The 18,090-nt window shown below is 72.1% G+C and carries 20 protein-coding genes; 18 read left to right on the top strand and 2 right to left on the bottom strand.

Annotated features, from left to right (window positions below; all coding sequences use genetic code 11):
* Positions 1-41: 41 nt before the first annotated feature.
* From EP26_RS09720 to EP26_RS09660, 13 genes are all read left to right on the top strand, one after another.
* On the top strand, positions 42-1,373 hold the full coding sequence (locus EP26_RS09720) for a TldD/PmbA family protein (RefSeq protein WP_043338110.1): 1,332 nt from the start codon (positions 42-44) through the stop codon (positions 1,371-1,373).
* 62 nt (positions 1,374-1,435) lie between these two features.
* Complete coding sequence (locus tag EP26_RS09715; protein WP_043338109.1) at positions 1,436-2,383, top strand: Tim44 domain-containing protein; 948 nt, start codon at positions 1,436-1,438, stop codon at positions 2,381-2,383.
* Positions 2,384-2,516: 133 nt separating this feature from the next.
* Positions 2,517-2,702: a hypothetical protein gene (locus EP26_RS09710; protein WP_043338108.1), complete on the top strand. Its 186-nt coding sequence runs from the start codon at positions 2,517-2,519 to the stop codon at positions 2,700-2,702.
* Positions 2,703-2,769: 67 nt separating this feature from the next.
* Entirely contained in the window at positions 2,770-3,459 is a 690-nt protein-coding gene (locus EP26_RS09705) for a lysophospholipid acyltransferase family protein (protein ID WP_043338107.1), read from the top strand.
* The gene (locus EP26_RS09700) at positions 3,456-4,769 is read left to right on the top strand and encodes a 3-deoxy-D-manno-octulosonic acid transferase (RefSeq protein WP_052388996.1); all 1,314 of its coding nucleotides are present in this window, start codon (positions 3,456-3,458) and stop codon (positions 4,767-4,769) included. The genes EP26_RS09705 and EP26_RS09700 overlap by 4 nt, the downstream gene beginning before the upstream one ends.
* A 15-nt stretch (positions 4,770-4,784) precedes the next feature.
* On the top strand, positions 4,785-5,774 hold the full coding sequence (gene lpxK / locus EP26_RS09695; protein ID WP_043338106.1) for a tetraacyldisaccharide 4'-kinase: 990 nt from the start codon (positions 4,785-4,787) through the stop codon (positions 5,772-5,774).
* A 1-nt stretch (position 5,775) separates the two neighbouring features.
* Positions 5,776-6,639, top strand: coding sequence for a lysophospholipid acyltransferase family protein (locus EP26_RS09690; protein ID WP_043338105.1), 864 nt, complete (start codon positions 5,776-5,778; stop codon positions 6,637-6,639).
* 82 nt (positions 6,640-6,721) lie between these two features.
* Positions 6,722-7,309, top strand: coding sequence for a TetR/AcrR family transcriptional regulator (locus EP26_RS09685; RefSeq protein ID WP_043338102.1), 588 nt, complete (start codon positions 6,722-6,724; stop codon positions 7,307-7,309).
* Positions 7,306-7,521: a hypothetical protein gene (locus EP26_RS09680; protein WP_043338101.1), complete on the top strand. Its 216-nt coding sequence runs from the start codon at positions 7,306-7,308 to the stop codon at positions 7,519-7,521. Before EP26_RS09685 ends, EP26_RS09680 begins: the two co-directional genes overlap by 4 nt.
* Positions 7,518-8,558 (top strand): efflux RND transporter periplasmic adaptor subunit, encoded by a 1,041-nt coding sequence (locus tag EP26_RS09675; protein WP_043338100.1) that lies wholly within the window; start codon positions 7,518-7,520, stop codon positions 8,556-8,558. Before EP26_RS09680 ends, EP26_RS09675 begins: the two co-directional genes overlap by 4 nt.
* On the top strand, positions 8,555-9,838 hold the full coding sequence (gene devC / locus EP26_RS09670) for an ABC transporter permease DevC (protein WP_084112423.1): 1,284 nt from the start codon (positions 8,555-8,557) through the stop codon (positions 9,836-9,838). Before EP26_RS09675 ends, devC begins: the two co-directional genes overlap by 4 nt.
* Positions 9,838-10,545 (top strand): ATP-binding cassette domain-containing protein, encoded by a 708-nt coding sequence (locus EP26_RS09665; RefSeq protein ID WP_043338099.1) that lies wholly within the window; start codon positions 9,838-9,840, stop codon positions 10,543-10,545. Before devC ends, EP26_RS09665 begins: the two co-directional genes overlap by 1 nt.
* Positions 10,546-10,628: 83 nt before the next feature.
* A complete protein-coding gene (locus tag EP26_RS09660) occupies positions 10,629-11,651 on the top strand; it encodes an amino acid ABC transporter substrate-binding protein (protein ID WP_043338098.1) in 1,023 nt (340 codons plus the stop codon).
* Positions 11,652-11,711: 60 nt separating this feature from the next.
* On the opposite strand, the gene EP26_RS09655 is transcribed toward EP26_RS09660, so the two are convergent.
* Both EP26_RS09655 and rph read right to left on the bottom strand, forming a co-directional pair.
* Complete coding sequence (locus EP26_RS09655) at positions 11,712-12,332, bottom strand: non-canonical purine NTP pyrophosphatase (protein WP_456303870.1); 621 nt, start codon at positions 12,330-12,332, stop codon at positions 11,712-11,714.
* The gene (gene rph / locus EP26_RS09650; RefSeq protein WP_043338095.1) at positions 12,325-13,047 is read right to left on the bottom strand and encodes a ribonuclease PH; all 723 of its coding nucleotides are present in this window, start codon (positions 13,045-13,047) and stop codon (positions 12,325-12,327) included. The genes EP26_RS09655 and rph overlap by 8 nt, the downstream gene beginning before the upstream one ends.
* Before the next feature lie 56 nt (positions 13,048-13,103).
* On the opposite strand from rph, the gene EP26_RS09645 reads away from it, so the two are divergent.
* The 5 genes from EP26_RS09645 (at position 13,104) to EP26_RS09625 (ending at position 17,992) form a co-directional block, all read left to right on the top strand.
* A complete protein-coding gene (locus EP26_RS09645) occupies positions 13,104-13,487 on the top strand; it encodes a VOC family protein (RefSeq protein WP_043338093.1) in 384 nt (127 codons plus the stop codon).
* A gap of 48 nt (positions 13,488-13,535) precedes the next feature.
* Positions 13,536-15,134, top strand: a complete 1,599-nt coding sequence (locus EP26_RS09640; RefSeq protein ID WP_043338092.1) for an ABC transporter substrate-binding protein — start codon at positions 13,536-13,538, stop codon at positions 15,132-15,134.
* A 120-nt stretch (positions 15,135-15,254) separates the two neighbouring features.
* A complete protein-coding gene (locus tag EP26_RS09635; protein ID WP_157033469.1) occupies positions 15,255-16,862 on the top strand; it encodes an ABC transporter substrate-binding protein in 1,608 nt (535 codons plus the stop codon).
* A gap of 72 nt (positions 16,863-16,934) precedes the next feature.
* Positions 16,935-17,276: a CidA/LrgA family protein gene (locus tag EP26_RS09630; RefSeq protein WP_043338088.1), complete on the top strand. Its 342-nt coding sequence runs from the start codon at positions 16,935-16,937 to the stop codon at positions 17,274-17,276.
* Positions 17,273-17,992, top strand: coding sequence for an LrgB family protein (locus EP26_RS09625; protein ID WP_043338087.1), 720 nt, complete (start codon positions 17,273-17,275; stop codon positions 17,990-17,992). The genes EP26_RS09630 and EP26_RS09625 overlap by 4 nt, the downstream gene beginning before the upstream one ends.
* The last annotated feature ends 98 nt before the right edge of the window (positions 17,993-18,090 follow it).

The raw sequence follows: 18,090 nt of genomic DNA, 5'->3' as shown, positions 1-18,090 counted from the left end.
TGCCTGCTTCGCCCCCGCCCGGCTTGGTCTAGGGTGCCGGCATGACCTCTCATGCCGAACTCCTCCAGGACCTGGTCGCCGCCGCTCGACGCGCCGGCGCCGACGCCGCGGATGCGCTGCTGGTCGCCTCCGCCTCGCTCTCCGTCCAGCGCCGCCTCGGCAAGATCGAGCAATTGGAACGCGCCGAGGGCTTCGACCTCGGCCTTCGCGTTTTCCTCGGCCAGCGCCAGGCCATCGTCGCCTCCACCGACCCCTCGCCGCGCGGCTTCCAGGCCCTGGCCGAGCGCGCCGTCGCCATGGCGAAGGTCGTGCCGGAAGACCCCTTCGCCGGCCTGCCCGAGGCGCCGGACGGGCTGATCGCCTCGGCCCTCGAGCTGGAGGACCCGTCCGAGCCCAGCGCCGAGGACCTCATCGCTCGCTGCGCCGCCGCCGAGGATGCCGCGCTCGCCATCCAGGGCGTGACCAATTCGGAAGGCGCCGATGCCGGCTTCTCCCGCTACACCATCGCGCTCGCGGCCAGCAACGGCTTCGCCGGCGAGTATGCCCGCACCAGCCATTCGATCTCGGCAACCGCGCTGGCGGGGCAGGGGACGGGGATGGAGCGCGACTACGACTATGCCAGCGCCGTCTTCCTCGCCGACCTTGAGGATGCCGCCGCCATCGGCCGCCGCGCCGGGGAGAAGGCCGTCGCCCGCCTCAACCCGACCCGGCCGAAGACCGCTCGCATCCCCGTGGTCTACGACCCGCGCGTGGCCACCTCGCTGCTCGGTCATCTGGCGGGCGCCATCAACGGCGCCGCCGTGGCGCGGGGCACCAGCTTCCTCCGCGACCGGCTCGGCCAACGGGTCATGGCCCCCGGCGTCTCGGTGATCGACGACCCGACCCGCCGCCGCGGCTTCCGCAGCCGGCCCTTCGACGGCGAGGGGATGCAGGGCATCCGCCGCAGCATCGTCGAGGACGGGGTGCTCACCACCTGGATCCTCGACTGGCGCAGCGCCCGCCAGCTCGGCATGGCCTCGACCGGCCATGCCAGCCGCGGCACCGGCGGCCCGCCCGGCCCGGCGCCGACCAACCTCTACCTCGCGCCCGGCAGCCTGACGCCGACTGCGCTGATGGCCGATATCCGGGAGGGGCTCTACGTCACCGAGCTGATCGGCATGGGCGTCAACGGCGTCACCGGCGACTACAGCCGCGGCGCCGCCGGCTTCATGATCCGCGATGGGGCGCTGGCCGAGCCGGTTTCCGAGGTCACCATCGCCGGCAACGTGAAAGACATGCTGCTCCACATGACGCCGGCCGACGACCTGGAATTCCGCCGCGGCACCGACAGCCCGACCGTGCGCGTTGAGGGCCTGACCATGGCAGGCGGATGATGCAATTGGCGATGCGCCTCCCTATATTGCCGATAATTCAGAAACACGGAGATTCGGTCCTGATGCGTCGCCCCGCCCTCTTCCTCGCCGCCGCCGTCCTGGCGCTGGCCCCCGCGCTCGCGGATGCCCGGCCGGGTGGCGGCACCTCGACGGGCAGTCGCGGCAGCCGCACCTACAGCGCTCCGCCGGCCACCAACACGGCGCCCAATGCCGCCCGGCCGATGGAGCGCTCGATGGATGCCGGCCGCCCGGCTGCGACCGCGGGCCAGCAGGCTACCCGCCCGCCGATTGGCCAGCCCAACCCGGCCGGCGGCTTCTTCTCCCGCTCTCCCTTCATGGCAGCGATGATGGGCGGCCTGATCGGCGTCGGCCTCGGCGGCCTGCTCTTCGGCAACGGCCTGTTCGCCGGCTTCACCGGCCTTGGCTCCATCGTTGGCCTGCTGCTGCAGATCGGGCTGATCTTCCTCCTGGTCCGGCTGGTGATGGGCTTCATCCGTCGCCGTCAGCCGCAGCCGGCCATGGCTGGCATGCCCCAGGGCATGGCCCGCGAGGCGATGAACGGCCCGCAGCCAATGGGCGGTGCCGGCGGCGCGCCTTCCGCCGCCATCCAGGTCACGCCGGCCGATTTCCAGGCTTTCGAATCGGCCCTCCAGCGCATCAACGCGGCCTGGAACAACCATGACGAAGCCGGGATGCGCGCCGTCGCCACGCCCGAGATGATGCGCTACTTCGGCGACGACCTGGCCGATCTCGACCGCCGCGGCCTCCGCAACGAGACCCGCGACGTGAAGCTGGAGCAGGGTGACCTCGCCGAGGCCTGGCGCGAGGGCAGCCGGGAGTTCGCCACGGTCGCCATGCGCTTCTCGATGATCGACGTGACCCGCCGGGTCAGCGACGGCGTGGTGGTCGAGGGCGACCCGAACCGCCGCACGGAGGCGACGGAAGTCTGGACCTTCATGCGGGTGCAGGGCGGCCCCTGGATGCTCTCGGCCATCCAGCAGACCGGCTGACAACCTTCACTCTTCTGTCACAACGGTGCCGCCATTCCGGTTAGGGGTGGCGGCACAATCGTAATTGTGGCCGGCTGGGACCAAATCATGGCATAACCATGGCAGACTTTGTCCCATTCGCCGGAGGCCACTCATGATTCCGCTCTGCTTCCTGGCCGTCATTGCCGCTGTCGGTGGCCTCGCCGCCGTCGGCCTCGCCCTCGGAACCGCCGCCGCCTCGGCGGTCCTGCTCGCCGCGCCGGTCCTCGGCCTCGTCTCGCTGACCAGCGGCCTTGCCGCCGCCGTTCTGGCGCTCCGCCGGAAGAGCGTCTTCGCCTAAGGCTGGCCACCCTATTCCGGCTCCGCATGGGGCGTGCTAGGGCGGCGGGCGCCATGCCCCGCCCGCCATGCTCCGCCGCCTGATCCGGCATCCCACCACCCAGGCGGCTCTCGCCAAGGCGCTCGGCCTCTACCTCGCCTTGGTCTTCCGCACCACGCGCTGGACCCTGCTGGGCGAGCCCCACCTGGCAGCCGCCCTCGGCGATACTGGCCGTCCCATCCTTGCCGCCTTCTGGCATGAGCGCCTGCCGATGATGCCGATGCTCTGGCTGCGCGCCCGCGCTGCCGAGCCACGCCTCGCCGCCGTCCGCGCCCATGTGCTGGTCTCTCGCCACCGCGACGGCCGCTTCATCGGCGACATCGTCCGCCGCTTCCGGCTGGAGCTGGTGCATGCCTCCACCTCGCGCGGCGGCGCTGCTGGGATGCGCAGGCTGCTGCGGGTGCTGGGGGAGGGGGACATGGTCGTCATCACCCCGGACGGCCCACGTGGCCCGCGGCGCAGCGCCGCCCCCGGCGTCGCCCAGCTGGCGGCGCTGGCCGGCATCCCCGTCCTGCCCTGCGCCGCCCGCACCAGCCGCGCCCGCATCCTCGGCAGCTGGGACCGGATGGTGCTGCCGCTCCCCTTCGCCCGCGGCGTCCTGGTGATGGGCCCGCCCGTCGCGGTGGAGCGCGCCACCCCGCTCGACGCGCTGCCGGCCATCGAGGCCGCGCTCACCGCTGCCTGCGACGCGGCCGATGCCTGGGTCGCCGCCGGATGAGCCTGGCCAGTTTCGCATGGCATTGCGGCGCGACGCTCGCCGCCCCGCTGCTGCCGGCTTGGCTGCGCCTCCGCCAGCGTCGCGGCAAGGAACTCGCCGCCCGCCTGCCGGAGCGCCGCGGCCTCGGCGCCGCCCGCCCGCCGGGGCCTCTGCTCTGGCTGCACGCCGCCAGCATCGGCGAGACGCTCTCGCTGCTGCCCGTGCTCGATGCGCTCACCGCCCGCGCCCCGGCGCTGACCATCCTGCTGACCACCGGTACCGTCACCAGCGCTACCCTGCTCGACCGGCGCCTCTCCCCCGCGCTTCGCAGCCAGGTGATCCACCGCTTCATCCCGCTCGACGTTCCCGCCTGGGTCGCCAGCTTCCTCGATGCATGGCGCCCCGACGCCGCCGGCCTCGTCGAATCGGAGCTCTGGCCGAACCTCATCCGCGCCGCCCGGGCCCGCCGTATCCCGCTGGTACTCATCAACGGCCGCCTCTCGGCCCGCTCCGCCGCCCGCTGGCGCCTTGCCCCGGCGTTGGGGCGGGAGCTGATGGCCGCCTTCACCCTCGTCCTGGCGCAGGGCCCCGCCGATGCCGCCCGCTTCGCCGCCCTCGGCGCCCGCGAGGTCCGTGCTCCCGGCAACCTGAAGGAGGCCGCGCCTCCGCTCCCCGCCGATCCGGCCGCCCTCGCCGCCCTGCAGGCCGCCATCGGCCCGCGCCCGGTCGTGCTCGGCGCCGCGACCCATCCGGGAGAGGAGGCGATGCTGATCGCCGCCCACCGCCTTCTCGCCCCGGAATTCCCCGGCTTGCTGACCATCCTTGCCCCGCGCCACCCGGAACGCGGCGCTGCCCTCGCCACCGAGGCCGGCACCCTCCCCACCCTCCGCCGCAGCACCGGCGCGCTCCCCGGCCCGGAGACGGCCATCTACATCGCCGATACGCTCGGCGAATTGGGCCTCCTCTACCGCCTGGCCCGGCTCGCCCTGGTCGGCGGCTCCCTCGTACCCCATGGCGGGCAAAACCCGCTGGAGCCGGCCCGGCTCGGCTGCCCCATCCTGCTCGGCCCCAACACCGCCAATTTCGCCGATATCGCCGCCCGGTTGCTGGCCGCCGGCGGTGTTCGCCTGGTCATCCCACCCGAGCCGGGGGCGCTGGCCGGAGCCATCCGCACCGTGCTATCCAACCCGGATCATGGCCGAAATCTGGCAGACGCCGCCGCCGCCGCCATCGCGCCGGCTGCCACCCTGCCGGACGAGGTGGCCAAGGCGCTGCTGCACCTCATGCCACAGGCCAGGGACGAGGACCGATCGACGCCCGATGCCCATTGATGCGATGACCGCCTGATGCGCGCCCCGGATTTCTGGGGCGGCGACGGCTCCGGCCTGCTGCCGCTGCTGCTTTCGCCCATCGCCGCCTTCTATGGCGCGGCAACGGCGCGGCGCATGGCGAAGCCCGGCTGGCAGGCTCCGGTGCCGGTGATCTGCTGCGGCAACGCCACTGCGGGCGGCGCCGGCAAGACCACCGTCTCGCTCGATCTCGGCCAGCGCCTGGCCAATCGCGGCATCGCCGTGCATTTCCTCCTCCGCGGCTATGGCGGCAAGCTGAAGGGACCCGTCCGCGTCGACCCCGCCCTACATGACAGCCAAGCGGTTGGCGACGAGGCCCTGCTGCTCGCCGCCGAGCGCCCGGCGTGGATCTCGGCCGACCGCGCCGCCGGCGCCCGCGCCGCCATCGCCGCCGGGGCCCAGGCCATCATCATGGATGACGGGCTGCAGAACCCGACGCTGGAGAAGGACCTCTCCTTCCTCATCGTCGACGGCAATTTCGGCTTCGGCAACAACCGCATCATTCCCTCCGGGCCGCTGCGCGAGCCGGTCGCCGCCGCCGCTGCCCGCTGCCGCGCCGCCATCATCATCGGCGAGGACGAAGCCGATGCGGCCAGCGTCTTACCCCCCGGCACCCGCATCCTCCGCGCCCATCAGCGCCCGGCGCCGGAGGCGTCGATGCTGGCCGGCCAGCCGGTCCATGCCTTCTGCGGCATCGGCAACCCGAAGAAGTTCTTCGCAACCCTGGCCGAGATCGGCGCCGTCGTCGCCGGCCGCGCCCCCTTCGCCGACCACTACCCCTTCGACGAGGGCGACATGCGCGAGATCCTGGCCGAGGCCGACCGGCTGCGCGCCATCCCCGTCACCACCCGCAAGGACTTCGTCCGCATCCCGGCCGCCTTCCGCAGCCGGGTGACGGTGGTGAATATCGGCCTGGAATGGGAGGACACGGCGGCGATCGAGGCGCTGCTCGATCCGCTCGCCCAGCGGGTGCCGATCCCGGCCTGACATGGCGCGCTTCCAGCACCGGATCGAAACCGCAGCCGCCCGGCTGCTGCTCGGCCTCTCGCGCCGGCTCGGGCCGCGCCGCGCCTCCGACTTCGGCGGCTGGCTGGCGCGGACCATCGGCCCCGTCCTGCCCGTCACCCGCACCGCCCGCCGCAACCTGGCCCGCGCATTGCCATCCCTGCCCGCGGCCGAGCGCAACCGCGTGGTGCGCGCCATGTGGGACAATCTCGGCCGCACCGCCGCCGAGCTGGCGCATATCCCGGCGCTGGAATGGGAGATGGAGGGGAGGGAGCACCTCGAGCCCATCGCGGAGCGGGGCGGCCCCGCCATCCTCGTCTCCGGCCATATCGGCAATTGGGAGGTGCTGCCCCCGGCGCTCGCCACCCTGGGCATCCGCATGGGCAGCGTCTACCGCGCCGCCGACAATGCCGAGGTCGATGCCCTCATCGCCGCCTGCCGCGCCGAGGCCGTGGCCGGCGACCCCCTGCCGCTCTTCCCGAAAGGCTCCACCGGCGCCCGCGCCGCGCTGCGCTACCTCTCGCAGGGCGGCGTCCTCGGCATGCTCGCCGACCAGAAGCTGAACGACGGCATCGCCGTCCCGCTGCTCGGCCTGCCGGCGATGACCGCCCCGGCGCCCGCCCAGCTGGCGCTCCGCTTCGGCTGCCCGATCATCCCCGGCCATGTCGAGCGCCTCGGCCCCTGCCGCTTCCGCCTGATTGTGGAGCCGCCGCTCCCGGTCCCGCCCGGCGAGGACCGCCAGGCACAGATCCTGGCGCTGACGACCGCCATCAACGATCGCCTCTCTGCCTGGATCACGGCGCGCCCGGCCGAGTGGCTCTGGCTGCATCGCCGCTGGCCGAACTGACGCGTCAGGGGTGACGCCAGTGTGACTGTACCGGCCGGACGGTTTTCTTGACGAACCGTCCAGCCGGTATAGTGTTGTCACCATGCCGGATGGATCAACCAACCCTATCGATGCCCGCACCCGCGTCCTCGACGCGGCCGAGGCCCTGGTCCGCGCCAAGGGCGTCGCCGGTCTCACTCTGGAGGCTGCCGCCCGCCTCGCCGGCGTCTCCAAGGGCGGGCTGCTCTACCATTTCGCCTCCAAGGAGGCGCTGCTCACCGGCCTCATCGCCCGCATGGCCGCCTTCATCGAGGAGGATTTCGCCGCCGGCGTCGCCGCCCAGCCGGAAGGCCCCGGCCGCGTCGCCCGCGCCATGCTCGCCTGGGGCTTCGGCCAGGGGATGGGCGCGATGCCCGAGGAGATGACGGAGCGCTGCGACCGTGCCGCCGCCGTCTTCCTCGCCACCTTCCACCATGACCCGGCGCTGCTCGACCCGGTCCGCGCCGTCGTCGCCGGGATGCGCCGCCAGGTCGCGGCGGACGGCCTTCCCCCCGGCATCGGCGGCCTCGTCATGGCCGCGGGGGATGGGCTTTTCATGGCGCGTATCTTCGGCACCTACACCGCTACGCCGGAGGAGATGGACGCCATGCACGCCACCCTCTCCCGCCTGATCGAGGAGGCTCTGCCATGAAGCTCCCCACCGCCCTCGCCGGTGCCTTCCTCACCATGCTGGCCGCCGGCGCCGCCGCCGGCACGCAGTATCACCCCACCATGCCCAGTCTCTTCGGCCTGATCGGCGAATGCCTGCGCGGCGACCCGTCGGACAGCGCGTTGCTCGCCTTCGACGTGCTCGACGAGGTGGAATTCCAGGCCCTGCTGGACCCCGAGGCGCCCTCCCAGTGAAGCGCCGCGCGGTCCTCTTCGGCCTGATGCTGGTGGCCCTGACCGCGGCCGGCCTCGCCTGGGTCCAATACGGGGCACGCGAGGTCGCCCCCATCGCCCCCGCCGAGGCCGCGCCCTTGCCGCCCCCCGGTGTCGGCGCCCTCGGCCGCGTCGAGCCCGCCAGCCGCATCCGCCGGCTCAACCCGCCGGGCGGCATGGCCGTCACCCGCCTCGACCGCCTGTTGGTCGCCGAGGGCGACCGGGTCGAGGCCGGCCAGCTCATCGCCGAATTCGGCGACCTGGCGCAGAAGGAGGCCGCCATCGCCCAGGCCGAGGCGCAACTCGCCCAATCCCGTGCGGAGCTGGCCCGTATCCGCGCCGCCGGCCGCCCGGAGGAGGTCGCCGCCCAGCGCGCCCGCATCGACGCCCTCCGCTATGCCGAATCGAGCGCCCGCCGCGACGCCGAGCGGGCCGAGGCGCTGGTTCCCTCCGGCGCCGGCGGCGCGGCGCCGGCCGAGCGCGCCCGCTTCGCCGCCGCCCGTACCGCCGCCGAGCGCGCCGAGGCCGAGGCGACCCTGCAACGCCTCTTGGTCCCCCGCCCCGAGGACCTCGCCGTCGCCGAGGCCGAACTCCAGGCCGCCGAGGCCGCGCTGGCCAAGGCCCGGGCCGATGCCACCCTTTCGCGCGTGACGGCCCCCATCGCCGGCACCATCCTGAAGATCTACGCCCGCCCCGGCGACCAGGTCGGCGGCGACGGCCTGCTCGACATGGCCGACCTCACCCGCCTCGACGTCGTCGCCGATGTCTATGAGACGGATGTCCCCCGCCTCCGCCAGGGCGCCCCCGCCGAGGTCATCGTCCCCGGCGACCCGCGGCGCTACCCGGCCGAGCTGCGCGAGATCGGCTGGCTCGTCCGCCGCACCACCCAGGCCGGCACGGACCCCGTGGCCGCCGTCGATGCCCGCACCGTCGAGGTCCGCCTCACCCTCTCGCCCGAGGGGCGTGCCGCGCTCGAGCGCCGCGCCGGCATGCAGGTGCAGGTCTCCATCCAGCCATGAATGCCGTTCCCCGCACCGTGCCGACGGCCGAGGCCACCCTGCTGCCCTGGGCGCCCGAGCTCACCGGCGCCCCCGCCGCCGCCGCGCCCCCGCCGCCGCCGCGCTCCACGCCGGTCCTCGGCGCGCTCTGGCTGCCGCTGCGCCTCGCCTGGCGCCAGCTCCGCGCCGAGCGTGCCCGCCTGGCCTCGGCCATCGCCGGCGTGCTCTTCGCCTGCGTGCTGGTCTTCATGCAGCTCGGCTTCCGCTCTGCCCTCTTCGACAGCGCAACGGCGCTGCTTTCGGCGATGCGCGCCGACATCTTCCTGATGCACCCGCTGACCACGGTGAGCTTCAAGCCGGAGATGCTCCCCCGCATCCGCGCCAGCCAGGCCATGGCGCTGCCCGAGGTGCAGGCCGCCGTCCCCGTCTACCTGGCCCAGGCGACCTGGCGGAACCCGGAGGACGGCACCCGCCGCCCCGTCCAGCTCGTCGGCTTCGACACCGAATCCGGGGTGATGGACTTCCCTGGCCTCGCCCCGCTGATCGAGACGCTGAAGCGCCCCGACACCATGGCCTTCGACCGACGCTCCCGCCCCGAATTCGGCCCCGTGCCCCGCCTGCTGGCGGAGCGCGGTCCCTTCCAGGTCCAGGTCGGCAACCGGCAGATGGAGGTCGCCGGCTTGGTCGAGATCGGCCCCTCCTTCGGCGCCGACGGCAATGTCGTCATGTCGGAGCTGAATTTCCGCCGCATCATGAAGGAGCGCCAGGCGAGCCAGGTCGATCTCGTCGCGATCAAGCTGCGCCCCGGCGCCGACCGCGATGCCGCCGTCGCCCGCCTCCGCGCCTTGCTCCCCGGCGACGTCATGGTGATGAGCCAGCCCCAGCTCGTCGCGCATGAGCGCAACTACTGGGAGACGGCAACGCCGATCGGCTTCATCTTCGCCTTCGGCAGCCTGATGGGCCTCGTCGTCGGCATGGTCATCGTCTACCAGATCCTCTTCAGCGACATCGCCAGCCACCTGCGCGAATACGCCACGCTGAAGGCCATCGGCTACTCCAACGGCTTCCTCCGCCGCGCCGTGCTCTCGGCGGCGCTGATCCTCGCCGTGCTCGGCTTCCTCCCCGGCCTCGCGCTCTCGACGCTGCTTTACGATGTGGTGGGGAAGGGGACCTTCCTGCCGCTCGAGATGGACGCCTCGCGCGCGCTTAGCGTCTTCGCCATGATCTTTACCATGTGCGGCATCGCTGGCCTGCTCGCCATGCGCAAGCTCCGCGACGCCAACCCGGCCGACATGTTCTGATGGCGACACCCCCCGTCGCCCTCCGCGGCGTCACCTACGCCTACGGCACTGGCGACCTCGCCCGCCCCGTCCTGCGCGACGTCGATCTCAGCGTCGCCCCGGGCGAGGTGGTGCTGCTCACCGGCCCCTCGGGCAGCGGCAAGACCACGCTGCTGACGCTGATCGGCGCCCTCCGCGCCCTGCAGCAAGGCAGCGCCACCGTGCTCGGCCAGGAACTCGCCGGCGCCTCGGAGCGCGAGCGCACTGCGCTCCGGCGCCGCATCGGCTTCATCTTCCAGCAGCACAACCTGCTCGGCTTCCTCACCGCCCGGCAGAATGTGGCGATGGCCCTCGAGCTCGACCCCGCCACCACCGAGCGCCAGCGCCTTGCCCGTGCCGGCGAGATGCTCGCCGCCGTCGGCCTCGCCGAGAAATGCGAGAGCCGCCCGGACCAGCTCTCCGGCGGCCAGCGCCAGCGCGTCGCCGTCGCCCGTGCGCTCGCCGGCCAGCCCGGCCTCATCCTCGCCGACGAGCCGACCGCAGCGCTCGACCGCCAATCGGGCGGCGATGTCGTCCGCCTGCTGCGCGACCTCGCCCGCCGCCGTGGCGTGCCGATCCTGATGGTGACGCATGACCCGCGCATCCTCGACATCGCCGACCGCATCGTCGCGATGGAAGATGGGCGCATCCTGCCCGCAAATGAAGCAAACGCTGTCCGGGCGCCCTGATTCGCCTGCCGCATCGCGTTGACATGCCGAAGGCGTAACCGCGAGCATCGCCGCCAGGTTCAAACAGGGCAGGCCAAACCAACATGCTGACACGAGGCATCATCGCCGCGGCCGCATTCGCTTGCGCGCTCGCCAGCACCACCACCGCCCGCGCCCAGCAGACGCTGGAGGCGATCAAGGCGCGCGGCCAGCTCGTCTGCGGCATCGGCACCGGCGTCGCCGGCTTCGGCCTGCCGGACAGCCGCGGCGTCTGGCAGGGCATGGATGTCGATCTCTGCCGCGGCCTCGCCGTCGCCATCTTCAACGACGCGGCCAAGGTCCGCTTCGTCCCGCTCTCCTCCTCGACGCGCTTCACCGCGCTCGGCGCCGGCGAGGTTGATGTGCTCTTCCGCACCAGCACCCAGACCATGCTGCGCGACGTGACGCTCGGCCTGCGCCATGTCGTCACCTATTTCTACGACGGCCACGGCTTCATCGTCCGCGCCAACTCGGTGCAGAAGGTGGCCGAGATGCGCGACGCCACCATCTGCCTCGTCCAGGGCACGACCAACGAGCAGGTGACGGCCGACTACTTCCGCAGCATCGACACGCCCTTCCGTCCGCTGCTCTTCGAGCGCACCGACCAGGCGACGGCGGCGCTCCAGGCCGGCCGCTGCGACAGCTTCGGCACCGACGCCTCGCAGCTCGCCGGCGTGCGCTCCACCATGGCGAAGCCCGCCGAATGGACCATCCTGCCCGAGCGTTTCAGCAAGGAGCCCTACGGCGCCTATATCCGCCGCGATGACCAGCAATGGTTCGACGTCGTGCGCTGGTACACCACCGCCCTGATCGAGGCGGAGGAACAGGGCGTGACGCAGGTGAATGCGGAGGAGATGCGTCGCACCAGCCCGAGCCCCAACACCCGCCGCCTGCTCGGCGTCACGCCCGAGCTCGGCGAGGCGCTGAAGCTCGACCGCAACTGGGCCTACAATGTGGTGCGTGCCCTGGGGAATTACGGCGAGGTCTACGACCGCTCCTTCGGCCCCGAGACGAATATCGACCTGCCCCGCGGCCCCAACCGGCTCTGGACCCAGGGCGGCCTCGTCTACGCCCTGCCGATGCGCTGAAGCATGGCGGCCGCGGGGCGAAAGAACCGCAAGGGGAAACCACCAAAGTCGCCGGGAGGCCTAGGCCGTGAGGCAGGCCTCGCGCAGCAGGGCGAAGGCCCGCGCCCGGTGGCTGATGGCGTGCTTCGCCGCCGGCTCCATCTCGCCGAATGTCTCGGTACTTCCCCCTGGGCCGCCCTCGGGGAGGAACATCGGGTCGTAGCCGAAGCCCCGCTCGCCACGCGGCGGATGCACCCAGGTGCCATGCACCTCGCCGAGGAAGCCCTCGCTGTGCCCATCCGGCCAGGCCAGCACCAGGGCACAGGAGAACCAGGCATGACGGTCGGGGAAGGGCGCGGCCAGCGCGGCGACCTTTGCCATCGCCATCGCATAGTCCCGCCCGCCGCCCGGCAGCTCGGCCCAGTCCGCCGTCCTCACCCCCGGATCGCCGCCGAGCGCGGCGACTGAGAAGCCGCTGTCATCGGCCAGCGCCGGCAGCCCCGTCGCCCGAGCCGCCGCCAGCGCCTTGATGCGAGCATTGCCGAGGAAGCTGTCCTCGGTTTCCTCCGGCACTGGCAGCCCAAGCGCCCCGGCCGCCACGACATCCATGCCGTAGGGCGCCAGCAACTCGGCGACCTCGCGTCGCTTCCCCTCGTTATGGGTGGCGATCACCAGCCGCCCACGCTCCAGGCGCCTAGCCAATGCCGACCGCCGCGCGCTGCCGCTTGAACAGCTCATCCGTCCCCTGCCGCGCCAGCTTCAGCAGCGCCAGCAGCTCCGCCTCGGAGAAAGGCTCGCCCTCTGCCGTGCCCTGCACCTCGACCATGCCGCCCTTGCCGGTGAGGACGAAATTGGCATCCGTCTGCGCCTTGCTGTCCTCGTCATAGTCGAGGTCGAGCACCGGCGTGCCCTGCCAGATGCCGCAGGACACCGCCGCCACCTGGTCGCGCAGCGGCACGGTGCCGATGACATTCATCTTCATGGCATGGCGGAAGGCGAGGTGCAGCGCCACCCAGCCGCCGGTGATGCTGGCGCAGCGCGTGCCGCCATCGGCCGTCAGCACGTCGCAATCGACGGTGATGGACATCTCGCCCATAGCCTTGAGGTCGGTCACCGCCCGCAAGCTGCGGCCGATCAGCCGCTGGATCTCCTGCGTCCGGCCGGACTGCTTGCCCCGCGCCGCCTCGCGGTCGGAGCGGGTATGGGTCGCCCGGGGCAGCATCCCGTACTCGGCCGTCACCCAGCCCTGGCCAGTGCCGCGCAGGAAGGGCGGTACCCGGCTCTCGATGCTCGCGGTGCAGAGCACCTCGGTATTGCCCATGCGGATGCGGCAGGAGCCCTCGGCATACCGGGCGACATTGGGCTCGAGGATGACGGAGCGGAGCGCATCGGGCGCGCGACCAGAGGGACGGTTCATGCCGCGCGGGGTAGCACCGGCGCGCGGGGAAGGCGAGGGGGCGCTATACTCCCGCCATGGCCACGCCCCGCTTCCGCTACGACCACATCCATCTCCGCGCCCGCGACCCGGCGGCGATGGCGCGCTTCTTCACCACCCTCTTCGGCGCCGAATGCCGTCCCGAGGGCCGCGACGGCCGCTACGAGCTGACCCTCGACGGCCAGCTTTTGCTCATCGCCCCCTCCAACCCGGATTTCCCGGCCGAGCCCGCTCCCGGCTTCCTGCATCTCGGGCTCGAGCATATCGGCCTCGGCGTCGATGACGTGGACGCCGCCTGCGAGCACCTGCGCCGCCTCGGCGCCGACATCGCCATCGGCCCGCTCACCGCCGGCGCCTTCCGCCTCGCTTTCGTCCGTGGGCCGGAGGGGGTGATGGTCGAGCTGCTGCAGCGGCCCCGCTGAGCACGATCCTTGCAAGGACAGGGGAGGCATCCATCGGAGTAGTCCGCCTTGCGCCTCGCCATCCCCCTTGCCCTCGCAGCCGCCCTCGCCCTGCCGCTTCCTGCCGCCGCGCAGCAGAAGGTGCTGCGCATCGCCATGACCGCCTCCGACGTGCCGACCACCTCCGGCATGCCGAACAACGGTTCAGAGGGCATGCGCTTCCTCGGCTTCCCGGTCTTCGAGCCGCTGGTCGACTGGGACCTCACCAGCGCCGACAAGCCGGCCGATATTCGCCCCGGCCTCGCCACCGCCTGGGAGCAGGATGCCGCCGATCCGCGCAAATGGCGCTTCACCCTGCGCCAGGGCGTCACCTTCCATGACGGCACGCCCTTCAACGCCGATGCGGTGATCTGGAACCTCGACCGCTTCTACCGCAACGACAGCCCGCAATTCGATGCCGCCGGCGCCGCGCTCGCCCGCGGCCGCGTCTCCATCATGACGGGCTACCGCAAGATCGACGGCGGCACGGTCGAGCTCGAGACCTCGCGCCCCGTCTCCTACCTGCCCTATCTCCTCACCTGGATTCTCTTCACCTCGCCCCAGAGCTGGGAGGCGAATGGCCGCGACTGGTCCAAGGTGGCGAGCGCCGGCGCCGCCGGCACCGGCCCCTTCCGCATCAGCCGCTTCGTCCCGCGCCAGTCGGCCGAGCTCTCGCGCAACGACGCCTACTGGAACCCGGACCGCAGGCCGCGCCTCGACCGCATCCTCCTGCTGCCCATGCCGGAGGCGAATACCCGCCTCGCCGCGCTGCGGTCCGGCCAGGTGGACTGGATCGAGGTGCCGCCGCCGGATGCCATCCCCTCGCTGCGCTCCGGCGGCTTCCAGGTGATCACCAATTCCTACCCGCATGTCTGGCCCTGGGTCTTCGCCGCCGGCAAGCCGGGCAGCCCGACCGCCGATGTGCGCGTCCGCCAGGCGCTCAACTACTGCTTCGACCGCGACGGCATGACGACCTTGCTCAACGGCACGGCCGAGCCCTCGGTCGGCTTCTACAAGCCGAACGACCCGCTCTTCGGCCAGCCGCAGAACCGCTACCGGCTGGACGCCACCCGCGGCCGCGCGTTGCTGGCCGAGGCCGGCTACGGCCCGCAGCGGCCGCTGAAGCTCACCATCGGCATCTCCACTAGCGGCTCCGGCCAGATGCTGCCGTTGCCGATGAACGAATACCTCCAGCAAAGCCTGCGCGAGAATTGCGGCGTCGAGATCGGCTTCCAGGTGGTCGAGTGGAACACCTTGCTCGCCGGCCTCCGCGCCGAGCCCAGCGCGTCGCAATGGCTTGGCGCCGATGCGCTGAATATCAGCCTCGTCTCCTCCGACGCGTCGCAGATGGCGCGCTGGTTCCTCTCCTCCAACGCGACGCCGGTCGGCTCCAATGCCGGCCACTGGCGCGACGCCGAGTTCGACGCCGCCTTCGCCGCGGTCGAGACCGAGCGCGACCCGGAGCGCATCCGCGCCGCCTTGCGCCGCGCGCATGAGCGCCTCGTGGACGGCGCCCCCTGGCTCTACATCGTCCACGACCTCAACCCGCGCGCCATGACCCGGCGCGTGCGCGGCTTCGTCAGCGCGCAGTCCTGGTACCAGGACCTCACGCGCGTGGACGTGCAGTGAGGCGCCCGGTGCCGCGGTTCTAGGCAGGAGCCGCGGCACCACCCGGCTGCGCCCCGGTCCCTGGCGCTTGCACGCCGCTTGCATCCCCAAGGCCGAACCAATCCGGGGATGGGACCACGCATGAAAAGACTGGGACTGATCGGGGCGCTCGCCCTCGCCGGCCTGCTCGGCGCCTCGCCGGGCGATGCGCAGCAGCCGAAGGTGCTCCGCATCGCCATGACTGCCGCCGACGTGCCGACCACGACCGGCGCGCCGAACAACGGCTTCGAGGGGGTCCGCTTCCTCGGCTATCCCGCCTTCGAAGGGCTGGTCCTCTGGGACCTCTCCCGCGCCGACCAGCCGGCGACGCTTCGCCCCGGCCTCGCCGAGCGCTACGAGCAGGACCCGGCCGACCCGAAGACCTGGGTCTTCCACCTCCGCCGCGGGGTGAAGTTCCATGACGGCACGCCCTTCACCGCCGACAGCGTGATCTGGACACTCGACCGCTTCTGGAAGCAGGACAGCCCGCAATTCGACCCGGCCGGCAGCGGCATCACCCGCGCCCGCATCCCGATCCTGGCGAGCTATCGCAAGATCGACGACTTCACCGTCGCCATCACCACGACGCGGGTCGCCAGCTACTTTCCCTACATGGCGGTCTACATCCTGATGATGAGTCCGCAGAGCTTCGAGCAGGGCGGCCGTGACTGGGCCAAGGTCGCGGCGCTGCCGCCGGCGGGCACCGGGCCCTTCCGCCTCTCGCGCTTCACCCCCCGCGTCTCGGCCGAGCTGTCGAAGAACGCCGACTACTGGGACCATGCCCGCGTCCCGAAGCTCGCCCGCGTGCTGCTGCTGCCCATCCCGGAGGCGAATTCCCGCCTCGCAGCCCTCCGCTCCGGCCAGGTGGACTGGATCGAGGTGCCGCCGCCGGATGCCATCCCGAGCCTGAAGCAGGCCGGCTTCCAGGTCGTCACCAACAGCTACCCCCATGTCTGGCCCTGGTTTTTCCAGACGGGCGGAACCACCACGCCTTTCCGCGACGTCCGCGTCCGCCAGGGCCTCAACTACTGCGTCGACCGCGCCGGCCTCGTCGAGCTGCTGAACGGCACCGCCGAGCCCTCGGTCGGCTGGCTGAAACCCTCCGACCCGCATTTCGGCACGCCACAGAACCGCTACGGCTTCGACCCGGCGAAGGGCAGGGCGCTTCTTGCGGCCGCCGGCTTCACCGCGCAGAACCCGCTGCGCTTCAAGGTGATGATCTCGGCCAGCGGCTCCGGCCAGATGCTGCCTCTGCCGATGAACGAGTACATGCAGCAGGCTCTGAAGGAGGCCTGCGGCGTCGAGGTCTCCTTCGAGGTGACTGAGTGGAACACTCTGCTGACCGCGGTGCGCCAGGCCCCCGATGCGCCCATCCTGAACGGCTCCACCTCGGTCAACCCCTCCTCGCCCTCCTCCGACCCGGCGGTGGCGGCGCGCTACTTCCTCCAGGCCTTCATCCCGCCCAACGGCTTCAACTGGGGCCAATGGACCGACCCGCAATTCGAGGAGGCCTTCGCCGCCCTCGAGAATGCCCGCGACCCCGCCGCCTACGACGCCGCCTATGCGAAGGCGCATGAGCGGCTGGTGGACAACCCGCCCTGGCTCTACATCGTCCACGACCTCAACCCACGAGCGATGTCGCGCCGCGTGCGCGGCTTCGTCAGCGCCCAATCCTGGTTCCAGGACTTGGTCACCGTAGACCTTCAGTAGGGCAGGGCGGATCATGGCGGCGCCAAGGAACCCCGCCGCCATGACCCCGCTGCCGGACGGAGGGCGCCGCGCATGATCGGCCCCCTCACCACGTTGCTCTCCTGCCAGCTCGCCGGCGAAGTCCTCGCCCGGGCCCTGCACCTGCCCGTCCCCGGCCCGGTGATCGGCATGGCGCTGCTCTTCACGGGCCTGCTGCTGCGCGGCCGCGAGGCCCCGCCCGCCCTGCACGCCACGGCCGATGCGCTGCTCGGCAATCTCGGCCTGCTCTTCGTCCCGGCCGGCGTCGGGGTGATGCTCTATCTGCCCGTCCTGGCACGCGACTGGCCCCCGCTCACCCTCGGCGTCCTGGCCGGGACGCTTGCCGCGATCGCCTTCACCGGCCGCCTCGCCCAGCGCCTGCTGCGCGGCCGATGAGCGAGCTCGGCGAGATCTGGGTCTACCTGGCGCGGGAGCCGCTGGCGGCGCTCACCGCCACGTTGCTCGCCTGGATCGGCGCGCTCCGGCTGCAACGCCTCTGCCGGCGGCATCCGCTGGCCAATCCGGTGCTCTTTGCCGTGCTGATCCTCGCCGCCGGGCTGCTGCTGAGCGGCATCGACTACCGCAGCTATTTCGAGGGCGCCCAATTCGTCCACTTCCTCCTGGGCCCCGCGACCGTCGCGCTGGCCGTGCCGCTGCACCGGCAGTGGGAGGCCGTCCGCCGCTCTGCCCTGCTCGCCGCCCTCTCCGTCATCACCGGCGGCCTCTTCGCCGCCGCCGTCGGGGTCGGCATCGCACTTGCCCTGGGTGCCGCGCCGGAGGTCGTCGCCTCCCTCGCCCCGCGCTCCGTCACGACGCCGGTCGCCATGGGAATCGCCGAGCGGATCGGCGGCCTGCCCTCGCTGACGGCCGCCCTCGTCATCGCCAGCGGCATCACCGGCGCAGCGCTCGGCCCCCTGGTCCTGAATCTGGCGCGAGTCGAGGATATGCGGGCGAGGGGACTCGCCATGGGGACTGCATCGCATGGCATCGGCACCGCCCGGGCGCTCTCGGTCAGCGCCGCCGCGGGGGCTTTCAGCGGCCTGGCGATGGGGCTGAACGCCCTCGCCAGCGCCCTTTTGCTGCCTCTTCTGTGGCATGCGCTCGCCGGTTGAGGCCGAAACGACGCTTTTCCACAGGATTCACAGGCGCGACGACCGGCCAGAACTTGTGGTGCCCCTGCGCGATATCCTACCGTATCTAGTAGACGACC

The organism is Belnapia moabensis DSM 16746, assembly GCF_000745835.1.
GTDB classification, from domain to species: Bacteria; Pseudomonadota; Alphaproteobacteria; order Acetobacterales; family Acetobacteraceae; genus Belnapia; species Belnapia moabensis.
Note: the sequence above shows the minus strand (reverse complement) of the source record. Positions and strands in the feature narration are given on the sequence as shown.

Coding starts and splice junctions, on each gene's coding strand:
- lpxK (WP_043338106.1), top strand. CDS start 4,785: ATGCGCGCCCCGGATTTCTGGGGCGGCGACGGCTCCGGCCTGCTGCCG.
- EP26_RS09710 (WP_043338108.1), top strand. CDS start 2,517: ATGATTCCGCTCTGCTTCCTGGCCGTCATTGCCGCTGTCGGTGGCCTC.
- EP26_RS09625 (WP_043338087.1), top strand. CDS start 17,273: ATGAGCGAGCTCGGCGAGATCTGGGTCTACCTGGCGCGGGAGCCGCTG.
- EP26_RS09685 (WP_043338102.1), top strand. CDS start 6,722: ATGCCGGATGGATCAACCAACCCTATCGATGCCCGCACCCGCGTCCTC.
- EP26_RS09660 (WP_043338098.1), top strand. CDS start 10,629: ATGCTGACACGAGGCATCATCGCCGCGGCCGCATTCGCTTGCGCGCTC.
- EP26_RS09665 (WP_043338099.1), top strand. CDS start 9,838: ATGGCGACACCCCCCGTCGCCCTCCGCGGCGTCACCTACGCCTACGGC.
- EP26_RS09700 (WP_052388996.1), top strand. CDS start 3,456: ATGAGCCTGGCCAGTTTCGCATGGCATTGCGGCGCGACGCTCGCCGCC.
- EP26_RS09635 (WP_157033469.1), top strand. CDS start 15,255: ATGAAAAGACTGGGACTGATCGGGGCGCTCGCCCTCGCCGGCCTGCTC.
- rph (WP_043338095.1), bottom strand. CDS start 13,047: ATGAACCGTCCCTCTGGTCGCGCGCCCGATGCGCTCCGCTCCGTCATC.
- EP26_RS09645 (WP_043338093.1), top strand. CDS start 13,104: ATGGCCACGCCCCGCTTCCGCTACGACCACATCCATCTCCGCGCCCGC.
- EP26_RS09715 (WP_043338109.1), top strand. CDS start 1,436: ATGCGTCGCCCCGCCCTCTTCCTCGCCGCCGCCGTCCTGGCGCTGGCC.
- EP26_RS09680 (WP_043338101.1), top strand. CDS start 7,306: ATGAAGCTCCCCACCGCCCTCGCCGGTGCCTTCCTCACCATGCTGGCC.
- devC (WP_084112423.1), top strand. CDS start 8,555: ATGAATGCCGTTCCCCGCACCGTGCCGACGGCCGAGGCCACCCTGCTG.
- EP26_RS09705 (WP_043338107.1), top strand. CDS start 2,770: ATGCTCCGCCGCCTGATCCGGCATCCCACCACCCAGGCGGCTCTCGCC.
- EP26_RS09720 (WP_043338110.1), top strand. CDS start 42: ATGACCTCTCATGCCGAACTCCTCCAGGACCTGGTCGCCGCCGCTCGA.
- EP26_RS09630 (WP_043338088.1), top strand. CDS start 16,935: ATGATCGGCCCCCTCACCACGTTGCTCTCCTGCCAGCTCGCCGGCGAA.
- EP26_RS09690 (WP_043338105.1), top strand. CDS start 5,776: ATGGCGCGCTTCCAGCACCGGATCGAAACCGCAGCCGCCCGGCTGCTG.